Annotated in this window: 13 protein-coding genes and 1 pseudogene; all 14 read right to left on the bottom strand. The window is 71.3% G+C overall.

The annotated features are described in order from the left end of the window. A pseudogene (locus O3Q52_RS41570) lies at positions 1-483 on the bottom strand (MFS transporter); the annotation flags it as partial. Next, positions 480-1,700 carry an ATP-grasp domain-containing protein gene (locus O3Q52_RS41565; protein ID WP_266588546.1) on the bottom strand — a complete coding sequence of 407 codons (1,221 nt, stop codon included), beginning with the start codon at positions 1,698-1,700 and terminating at the stop codon, positions 480-482. The pseudogene O3Q52_RS41570 and the gene O3Q52_RS41565, both read right to left, overlap by 4 nt. Positions 1,701-1,793: 93 nt before the next feature. Then, positions 1,794-1,937, bottom strand: a complete 144-nt coding sequence (locus tag O3Q52_RS41560; RefSeq protein WP_266588671.1) for a hypothetical protein — start codon at positions 1,935-1,937, stop codon at positions 1,794-1,796. Positions 1,938-2,053: 116 nt separating this feature from the next. Further along, complete coding sequence (locus O3Q52_RS41555) at positions 2,054-3,292, bottom strand: MFS transporter (RefSeq protein ID WP_266586632.1); 1,239 nt, start codon at positions 3,290-3,292, stop codon at positions 2,054-2,056. Continuing rightward, positions 3,289-3,804: a hypothetical protein gene (locus O3Q52_RS41550; RefSeq protein WP_266586630.1), complete on the bottom strand. Its 516-nt coding sequence runs from the start codon at positions 3,802-3,804 to the stop codon at positions 3,289-3,291. Before O3Q52_RS41550 ends, O3Q52_RS41555 begins: the two co-directional genes overlap by 4 nt. Then, complete coding sequence (locus tag O3Q52_RS41545) at positions 3,801-4,691, bottom strand: winged helix-turn-helix transcriptional regulator (RefSeq protein ID WP_266586628.1); 891 nt, start codon at positions 4,689-4,691, stop codon at positions 3,801-3,803. The genes O3Q52_RS41550 and O3Q52_RS41545 overlap by 4 nt, the downstream gene beginning before the upstream one ends. Positions 4,692-4,721: 30 nt before the next feature. Further along, positions 4,722-5,141, bottom strand: coding sequence for a hypothetical protein (locus O3Q52_RS41540; protein WP_266586626.1), 420 nt, complete (start codon positions 5,139-5,141; stop codon positions 4,722-4,724). Between the two features lie 11 nt (positions 5,142-5,152). Continuing rightward, positions 5,153-5,596, bottom strand: a complete 444-nt coding sequence (locus tag O3Q52_RS41535; RefSeq protein WP_266586624.1) for a hypothetical protein — start codon at positions 5,594-5,596, stop codon at positions 5,153-5,155. Next, positions 5,593-6,048: a hypothetical protein gene (locus tag O3Q52_RS41530; protein WP_269653736.1), complete on the bottom strand. Its 456-nt coding sequence runs from the start codon at positions 6,046-6,048 to the stop codon at positions 5,593-5,595. Before O3Q52_RS41530 ends, O3Q52_RS41535 begins: the two co-directional genes overlap by 4 nt. A 114-nt stretch (positions 6,049-6,162) precedes the next feature. After that, entirely contained in the window at positions 6,163-6,489 is a 327-nt protein-coding gene (locus O3Q52_RS41525; protein ID WP_266586620.1) for an SH3 domain-containing protein, read from the bottom strand. A 199-nt stretch (positions 6,490-6,688) separates the two neighbouring features. Then, entirely contained in the window at positions 6,689-7,411 is a 723-nt protein-coding gene (locus O3Q52_RS41520) for a hypothetical protein (protein WP_266586618.1), read from the bottom strand. 56 nt (positions 7,412-7,467) lie between these two features. Next, the gene (locus tag O3Q52_RS41515) at positions 7,468-8,157 is read right to left on the bottom strand and encodes a hypothetical protein (protein WP_269653735.1); all 690 of its coding nucleotides are present in this window, start codon (positions 8,155-8,157) and stop codon (positions 7,468-7,470) included. Continuing rightward, positions 8,154-8,627: a GNAT family N-acetyltransferase gene (locus O3Q52_RS41510; RefSeq protein WP_266586614.1), complete on the bottom strand. Its 474-nt coding sequence runs from the start codon at positions 8,625-8,627 to the stop codon at positions 8,154-8,156. Before O3Q52_RS41510 ends, O3Q52_RS41515 begins: the two co-directional genes overlap by 4 nt. 29 nt (positions 8,628-8,656) lie before the next feature. After that, entirely contained in the window at positions 8,657-9,415 is a 759-nt protein-coding gene (locus O3Q52_RS41505) for a DUF3631 domain-containing protein (protein ID WP_269653734.1), read from the bottom strand. Between the last annotated feature and the right edge of the window lie 133 nt (positions 9,416-9,548).

Below are 9,548 nucleotides of genomic sequence, written 5' to 3'. Positions count from 1 at the left end.
CGGGGTGGGGGCGGTAGCTGAGGCCAGCACAGCGCCTGTGAGGCCGCCGAGGCTGAAACTCGCGTGCAACCGGCCCATGATCGGGCGGCCGTGAGCGTCCTGGCAGCGGACTGCGGCGGCATTGACTGCGACGTCGAGGACGCCGTGCGCGGCGCCGAAGACGAACGCCGCCACCAGGAGGCTCTCCAGGCTGCGGCATACCCCGAGGACGGCAAGGCCGACGGCGAGAGCGATGGCACCGCCGGTCAGCAGTGCGGGCAGGCGGGCCGAGTGGGCGAGGCGTCCGCCGGTCTGGAGTCCAACGACCATGCCGAGGGCAGCGGCCAGCAGGACCAGGGCGAGCCCGGCGGTGCTCACCTCGGCGGTTTTCTGAACGGCCGGCATGCGTGCGCCCCAGACGGCCATCACCACGCCCAAGCCGGCAAAGTACCCGGTCAGCAGACGGCGGCTGCGCGCCAGCTCGGGTCCCGCGGTCTGGTTCACGCGGCGTGCTCCCGGGTGGCCGGGGCCGCCTGCGCGACCGCAGCCACCTGGACGTCGAGGTTGCGGTACGCCTCCTGGGCACGGGCTTGGGCGATGGTGGCGGTCGGCCCGGTGGTGATCAGGTAGCCGATGCGGGCGGTGAACAGATCGCCCCCGTCCTGCGGCAGCACGAGCTGGTCGCCGGCCTGTCGCTGGAAGCGCACGCGCTCCACTCCCCCGGTGGGTGCCGTGACACAGCGGGCGGTGAGGGTGCCGGAGTAGGCCGGGTAGATGAAGCGGATCGCCGCGGCCTGGTGGCGAGTCGGCGTCAGGTCGGGAGTATGTCCGCAGGCGATGTCTGCGGCAGCACGGGCGAGGTCGACGCCGGTGGCCAGGTGAACGAGGTGGCTGATCATGTCGCCGGCGATCCGCGCGTTGACCTCAATGAGGCGGGGGCGGCCGTCGACCACGCGGATCTCGACGTGGCTGACGCCGTCGGTGACACCGAGGGCGTCGATGGCCGAGACGGCGGCCGGGGCCACGGTGGGAAGGAGCGGGTCGGTCGCATCGACCATGTGCGCCAGCTCCTCGAAGTGGGGCGGCATGCCGACGGTCTTGCGGGTGACAGCGACGACAGTGGTCTGCCCCTGGTGGGTGACGCACTCAACACTCACCTCCGGGCCGTCGAGGTACTCCTCGACCAGGACCTGGGTGCTCTCCACTCCGTGGCTGGCGGTCTTGGCGGCGAAGGCGTACGCGGCCGGCAGCTGGTCGGCGGTGTCGACGCGGACAACGCCCATGCTCGCGGCGTGCGCGGCGGGTTTGAGGACGACGGGGAAGCCGATGCGCCGGACGGCAGCTGCCGCCTCGTGCTCGGTGCGCACGCTGACGGAGGCGGCGGAGGGCACCCCGTGGCGGGCGAACAGGCTGCGGCTCGTGTGCTTGTTGCGGCAGCCCTGGAGGGCCTCCGGAGCGGTGGTGGGCAGGCCGAGCCGGCGGGCCAGGCGGGCGACGGGGATGAGATACCACTCGGTCCACGTCATCACGCCGGCCAGCGTGTGCCGCTCGGCGAGCGCGTGCCCGGCCGCGGTCAGCGCCGCCTGATCGGCGGGGTCGGCAACCTCGTAGTCGAGGAGGAACTCCTTCTCCCAGGTCGGCGCGGCGCCGGAGATCAGGACGACGTCGTAGTGGGCGGCGACGTTCTGAAGGCAGGTGCCGCGATACGCCTGGGCCTCCATGTCGGAGGCTGCAACGACCAGGACGACGGGGCGAGAGGACAACAAGGCTCCAAACAGTGCGGGGGAACGGAGAGCTGAGGCAGGACGCCTGGGTCAGGGGGTGCGGCGGCGTCGCAGCTCGAAGGCAGACGCCCACTGGGGGTGGTCCTCGATCAACTTGCGGGCGTACAGGGCGGTGAAGGAGTTGTTCAGTCCGCGCACGCCCGCGGGCAGCTGCCAGCGCAGGTCCTCGAACAACGTCCTGAGACCGACCCGGTGGCTCGAAGCGACGGGCGAGATACCGGCAGGGCGTAGAGATCGGCAAGGGTGCGGGAGGTGGGTTTGGCGGCGTCTCCGTGGGGTGTTCCGAGAGGTCAGGTGAGAGAAGTTCGCAGGGCGGGGGTGGCGCGCAGCCGGGCGAAGGAGGCGAAGAGGCCCAGGGCCTGCAGTGCGGCGCAGAGGGTGATCACGTGGCCGAGCTGGGCGGGCGGCACGGTGGCGACGAGGACACCCGCGATGGGGAAGGGCAGCAGGAGCAGCAGGATGGTCAGCGACAGGGTGGCACCGAACACCGGTGCGGGGATGAGGTGGGAGCGCAGGGTGCGCAGCACGACGGTCATGCCGCCCTCGCCGGCCATGAGGACGGCGATCAGGGCGAGATAGGTGCCGTAGGTGTCGGCGAAGGAGACGGCCAGGCACGCCAAGGCGGCGATCGTGGCGGACACGGCGCCGATGGGCCACAGGCCGAAGCGGTCGATCGCCCGGCGGCACAGGGCGACCGCGAGGAGCGAGGCGACGGCGGCTGCCGACCAGATGAGGCCGACGTCGGCCGTGGAGTGTCCGAGCTGTTTGACGATGATCACTGGGGTGGCGGCCTGCAGCAGGCCGACGGTCAGGTTGGAGACGGTCAGTCCGGTCACCAGCCAGCCGAGGGCCGGTAGCGCGCGGAGGGTCGACCAGCCGGTGTACAGCCCCTTAAGGACGGGCCGCGGCGCGGCGGGCTTGCTCCGGTGGCGCTGGCGCGGGGCCAAGGCGCTGGTGAGCAGCGAGAATGCGGCGATCACGATCAGCATTCCGGTGGCGCCGGCCCGCTGCAGGAGCAGCCCGGCGAGTGCGGGGCCGACCAGGGTGGCGACCTGGTCGATGCCGAGCAGCACCGACTGAACGCGGTGGGCGCGGGCGCCGGCCTCGCGGCCTGCCACTCCGCCCGCGGTCTCGGCCGCGATGTAGGAGCATTCGGTGAGGATCCCGGTGGACGCGGCGAGCAGCATGACGGTGACCGTCGCGCTGAGGCCCGCCTGCGTTGGCAAGATGAACGCGGTGGCCAGGACAACCAGGGCCCGGCCCGCAGAGGCGAAACGGAGCACGGCGGTGGTCCCGTGGCGGTCGACCAGAACTCCTGCGAAGGCGAACGAACCCAGCCTCGGCACCCATTCCAGCGCGAACGAGAGGCCGGTCAGGGCGGCCGAGTTGGTGGTGGCCAGTACCAGCAGCGGGATGCCGTAGGTGGCCATGGCGAACGCGGCAGCGTCCGTGCTGCGCGGCAGGTAGATGCCGCGCAGCAGAGTGGGGACCGGGCAACGGGCATGCCAGGGTCCGACACGGGATCTCACGCAGCGCGCCCCGATTCCTCCGCCGCACGGGACGAGCGGGCGATGTCCTGGTGCAGGACGCGGGGGTACGCCGTAAGCCACTCGGACAGCGCCGCGCGCGGAGCCGACGGTTCGGTCGCTGCGCCGGATTGCCCCAGGCTGCCGTCCTGCATCTGGAAGGCATGCTGGACGCGCGCGACGAAGTCACTGGTTCGGCTGGGGAGTTCGTTGGTTCGGGCCCAGCGTGCGGCGGTGTCGTACACCTCGGCGAGGTCCTTGCCACTCGCGGTGAGCTGGTAGCGGGCCAAGGCGTGTCCGCGGGCATGGATGAGCCCGAGGTCGCGTGCGGTGTCGATGGCGTGGCGCAGTTGTCCGGTGGTGAGGTCGCCGAGGGCGCCCTGCAGGCTGCCGCGTTGGCGACTGATAGGGCCGTTGTCGTCGATCTCGGTGATCAGGCGTATCAGGCCCGGCAGGGACAGGGTCCGGATCGCTCGGCGTTCGCGCAGGACGCTGGTGGGCAGGGCGGCTGTCATCGGCGCGGGCCTCCCTCCGGTGTGATGGGGCGGGCGGGTATCTGGTGGGAGAAGAGGTCGCTGGACTTCCACTCCGGACCGTTGGGCGGCGGGGTGGCGGCCAGGGCAGGGACGGCAGACTGTGCGGCCGGAACTGGGGGCGCCGGCAGGCGCGTCGGGGTGGTCGCCCACGGGCCGGAGCGGGTCTGGGACGGGGCGGTCCCCGGTCGGCGAAACGGCTCGGCCCCGCCGGACGGGAGGACAGCCCACGCAGTGATGGCCTGGAAGACGGGGGCGAGCGCCTGGCCGCTAGCGGACAGCTGGAAGTCGCCGCTGCCGGTGGCCGTGACGAGGCCGTCGGCGACCAAGCGGTCCAGGGGCTTGTAGACGGCGTTCAGCCCGTAGCCGGACATGGCCTCGGTGGCCAGGGTCTTGGCGCTCGCACGGCCCCGGGCCTGCAGGGTCATAAGGATCGGGGTGGCGTGCCGCGGGGCGATCAGAGTGATCGTGTCGTCGATGTTCTGGGCCGGGGGGATCCGCTCGGGCTCCAGCTCACCGGTGGCCTTGCTGGTGACGAGCTGCTTCTCCAAGTGGGTATCGCCCCAGGAGGCGATCACGGCCAGGACGGGCAACAGCTCGGCGCCGCGGCCAGTGAGGCCGTACGTGACGTGGCGCGGGGCGTACTCCGTGCGTTCGACCACGCCAGCGTTGGTGAGGTGGCGCAGCCGGGGGTGGAGCTGGCCGTCGGCGAGCCACGGCAGCCGGGATTTGATCTCGGCGTAGCGCAGCGGCTGGGAGGAGAGGGTCATCAGCACCCACACGCTCCAGCGCGTGGCGAGCAGATCCAGCGTCTTGGTGACGCTGGAGTAGTCGTTCGGGGTGGTAGGGGGCTGAGCGGTGGTGGCCAAGGATGGGGCTCCTCAAGCAGTGCGGGCAGATCAGCGGGTGCGGGAGGCGGCGGTCGCCGGGGCGGCGGGTACGGGCACAGCCGGCGGAGTGTCGGGGGCCGGTGCACGGCGCAGTCCTGCCAGGACCGCGCCGGTGTTCTTGGCGTAGGCGTCGCGGGCGGCGACGGACTCGGCGATGCGGCGGGCGCAGTCGACGATGTGACCGGCGGCAAAACGGCCGATCTCCCGCTCAGGAGCGATGAGTTCGCGCAGCCTCTCCAGCTGGAAGGCGATGTTGCGCTCAGCGAGCACCAGATCGCTGTGACTGCCGGTGAGCGCAGCGAGCAGGGTGGCGTCGGAAGTGTTGCCGGCGAGGGCATCGAGTTCGGCGAGGGGCTGTCCGAACAGCGCCTCGATGCGCTGGGCGATGATCTCGGAGATGGCGTGGGCGGTGGCGTCGGGCAGGGGCAATCGGCGGGCTTTCAGGGACGGCGGGTCCGCACCGCCCCGGCACGGCCGGTTGCCGGGGCGGGCGGAGCAGTGGCGGTGATCTTCGGTTGGGCGAACCGCACCGACTGCGCGGGGCGTTGATCGCGAGCGGGCATGGTCCGCAGGAGGTCGTCGAGGGCGGCGACGTAGCCGTCCCGGCCGGCCAGCGCAGCCTCCAGCCACTGGGCGTCCCAGCGCAGGTCCTCGGCGGACAGCTCGCCCAGGTCGCGGTCGCAGGACATCGAGGCGTGGACGCGATCACGTACGCGGACGACCTGTTCCTCGGCGACCGCGAGAAAGCTACGCAGTTCCAGCGCACGGTGGAGGGCGGCGCAGACCTCAAGATGGGCTGCCTGCGCATACAGCTCGGCGACGGAGGCACCGAACGCCTCCTCCAGCACGGTGTCGCGGCTGGTGGACTTGTCGATGACGCTCATCGCGTCACCCCGCGCGTCGGGATACCCCGCTCCCCGGGCAGTGCGGGCGCCGCGGTGGGCGGCGCCGGCGCGCGGCGCGCGGCGGGGTCGGCACCACGCCAGGCGCCAGGCCCGCGCTTGCCAGGGGCGAGGGGGTCGAGGAGGTAGTTCACGACCATCACGCGACCGTCACGTGCAGTGACAGCGGCGTTCACCTGGTGCGCCAACTCCATGACAGCGCCGTAGAGTTCGCCCGGGTGCGTGCCGAGCGCCTCGACAAGCGCGTCCTCCACGGTGTCGAGTGCGTCCTGGGTTTCGGCGAGCAGGCCGTACCAGTGCACGACACTCGTGGCATCGGGGTTGGCCTGTGGTGCCGCCTGAACCGCCCGGCGCAGATCGGCGAGAGGCATCTGGAAGCGGTCCTCGATCCGCTCAGTGACGACGCCCATCACGTCCTCGCTGAACTCGGGCACGGAGAGGCTCCTTTCATTCGCTTTTCGGGGGCAGGAAAATGCACTGCAAATCCGGTCCGTGCGGGAGCGGTCCGCGAACCCGGATGCCGAAGAGGGGAATTGCGGGCCGGTCTGCTAGTCCAGGCACATCGCGGTTTCGCGGTAGACGTACGTTCCGGACACCCACCCCTTTACGCCGGTGGTCTTGTCCGTGATGTAGCGCCAGTTCCCACTGCTCTTGTGGACGGTGAACTTGTGGCTGCGGTAGAGCACGCCGAGCGCCGTGGACTTGGCGGACGCCTTGGAGCGGATCGTCACAGCCTTCGTGTGCACCTTGTACGGGAGCGGCTTTGCCGAGCAGCTGCTGACGGTGGTTGCGGCACTGGCGGTGGGGATGGAGACGAGCGGGAGAGCGAGCGCGCCGAGAACGGCGGCGGAGACAGCTATGCGGCTGGTGCGCATGGGGAATTGACCTCCACGAAAATAGGGAAGGGATTGCGGAAGCGGACCCGGGCTGATGCCGTGCGGGCCGAGAACAAGAGTCCGGAGAATCCCCGGTTTCGGTAACCGGGGATTGCGTGCTATGTTCCGCGCCGCCTAGCTCAGGGCAGCCGGCATTTCAGTGGGCGGGGAAGGGGAAATCCGGTGGGTAGCCGCGAATCTAGCGGCCCGGACCGCGCGATGGAGCGGGGTGCGCGGGCAGAGCGGGGACGCCCGGAGCGGTGGTGTGGCGGGCTGGCGGTGACGCGGCCGGCAGCGGGATCGCCTCGCCATCCCAGTGCGCTTCCCACCACTGGGTGGCTGCCTCGAAGGTGGCGAAGGCGCCCTCGCGCAGTGTGTGCGTCCACGCGTCGGTGTCGACCTCTTCGAGCAGTACCCGGAACGGCAGTGGCGCCTTCTCGTCGATGGCGCGCAGCAGCACGGTGGTCTCTATCGGCTCGGCGTCGTGCGTGTAGCTGGTCAGCGGGGCGAAATGGTCGCCGTCGCTGCGCAGTCGCTTCTCCAGGGCGCGGGTGGCCTGGTTGGCGGGTGTGGTGCCCATGCCGTCGGGCAGGAGGATCTTGTCCTCGGGGCAGCCGCGGGCGATCAGCCAGGACTGAGCCATGGACGGCAGCGGCAGTTCCTTGTGCGTGAAGCGGAAGGTGCGCGCCGCCGAGTCGCGTTTGAGGTGCAGGGCGACGATCTGAGGTTCGCCGGGGATGCCCCAGGTGACGGCGCGGTTGTGCATCACGTAGAAGCTGTGCTCGCCGTCCTCGGTGTGGTGCTCGGCCAGCAGGGTGAGCATGTCCTGCTCGATGGTGATGTGCTGCCAGAACTGGTCGGCGACGTGGTCGTTGACGGCCTCATATCCGTCGAGGCGGAAATCCGGTTCGTAGGTGGGCATCGGTGCTTTCGGTGCAACGACGCCATGGACGTCGTGGGCAGGGCGTGTTGATCTGTTCACCGACGCAGGTGTGCGGGAGCGCGTGATGACGCTGACTGGGGCGACGGCGTGGTGCCGGGCGGGCCTGCGGGGCGCGGGGCGGCAAGGACGGCCCGGCCGGCGTCGGTGAGGGTGACGGGCTGGCCGGCGTGCACTGGGTGGGAGGTGTCGCGGTCCACGAGGCCGCTCGCCTGCAGGCGCTGCAGCTGGGCGTAGGAAATGCGGGTACGGGAGGGGGTGACCACGGCGAGCCGGTGGGTGAGGAGGTTCTCGTGCAGTTTGGCGCCCTGGACGATGGCGAGCAGGGCCGCGACGTCTTTCGTCGGCACCTGCCGTGGCGCTCTTCGCGGGGCGGCGGCTTCGATCGGCTCCAGCGCGGCGGCGGCCTTGGCCTGCTCGGCGTCGCGCTCGCCGATGGCGTGCGCCAGCTGGTCGACCGTGCGCTCGATCCGGGCCAACAGCGCCTCATCGACGGGGAACTCGCCGGACACCAGGCGGGCGAGACGGGCGCGGTGGAAGGTGACGTCCCGCTCGGCCCGGACGAGGTCGCGGTGGGCGTCCGCCAGGGCCGCCTGCGGTGCGTCGAGGAGACCGGCCTCGCGGTGCCGCCACAGCGTCTCGATGCTGCACCCTGCGGCCGTCTCGATCCTGTGGTCGAGCACGGTGCGCGGGTGGCGGTCGGGCGAGGGGGCGGGCGGTGAGCTCATGTCGGAGCGGTTCTTGTGTGCGGGAGGGCGTCCGAGGCGCACGCGTCCAGGGCGATGCTGACCTCGACGTAGGGGCCGTCGCGGGTGCGCCGGGTGGGCCCCAGACGCTCCAGGAGCCGGAGCATCGGCGCGTTGGACGCCTGCGTGAACGCGGTGAGGGTGTGTGCCCCGCGCGTGCGGGCCATCCGGGCCGCCTGCCGGGCCAGGGCTGTTCCGATGCCGCGGCGGTGGTGGTCGTCGGCGACTTGCAGTCCGAGGTCGACGACGCCCGGCTCCCGGCTGACGGGCCCGAGGCAGACGAGGGCCAGTGGCCGCTCGTCCGCGTCGAGTCCGAGCCAGCACTGCGCCTGGGCGAGCAGCCGTGTCAGGTCGCGGGGCGTGAGGCGGGTGCGGCCCCAGCGGCGCAACAGGTTCTGTTCGGAACACTGCGCGTGGAAGGCGGCGACCAGGTCCCAGTCCGCCGCCGTCACCTCGCGGGTACGCGCGAGGGCGGGGTGGGTCAGCAGGAGCAGTCCGGGCGGGCGGCCTGCAGGTCGCCGCGCCGGTAGGCCCGGTAGCGGCTGCCGTCGACCTTGCGCGGCTTGCGGGACTGGACTCCGTAGGGGCGCAGGAGCAGAGCGAGGCGGACCGGGGTGAGGTCGGCATAGCGCCAGCGTCCATCGGCCTCGCCGGGCAGCTCGCGCAGGCGCGTGACCAGCTCCGCGGTGCTCACATACTCCGCTGCACCCAGGACGTCGAAGATGTCAAGGCAGGCGTGGACAATCGTCCTCGGCCGGCTCGGGCAGGTCAGGAACTCCTCGCACGTGGCCTTGTGGAGGTCATCGAAGCCGTCGAGGTCGTCGGGACCCTCCAGATCCTCGAAGTCGTCGAGGCCCTCGAAGTCGGGATCGAGGTCCGGATCGAAGTCGGGATCGAGGTCCGGATCGAAGTCGGGCTCTTCGTCCTCCACCGGCTCGTACTCGCTGGGCGGTTCGGGCCCGTACGCAGCCGCGCAGCAGCAGGAGGTGGACAGCAGCGCACTCAACTCGGCTCCGGCTGCCATGCGTTCGATCAGCAGGTCGGTGAGCGTGTCGAGCTGCTCGGTGGCACTGACGCCGGCGGGACGGTCGGCGCCGGACAGGGCGGTGAGCTGCCGGTCGAGGTCCTGGATCTCGACGAACACATCGACGATGGCGCGGTGGTGCGGGTTCTCGGTGACCTCGGTCGGCGCCAGTACCGCGGCGGCGACCTGGTCGATCAGGGTGGGGAACTGCGTCAACGAATGGGGCCTTTCAGGGTCGGGGGCAGTGCGGGTCGGGGAAGGCCGGGCATCGCGTAGGGCGGTGGTCCTGGCTTGGGGATGGGCTGGCGCGCGCCCAGCTGCGGCGAGCGGGTGCGGGCCGCGTGGGTGC

The organism is Streptomyces sp. ActVer (genome assembly GCF_027270795.1).
Classification (GTDB): Bacteria; Actinomycetota; Actinomycetes; order Streptomycetales; family Streptomycetaceae; genus Streptomyces; species Streptomyces umbrinus_A.
This window is presented reverse-complemented; position numbering and strand designations above follow the sequence as displayed.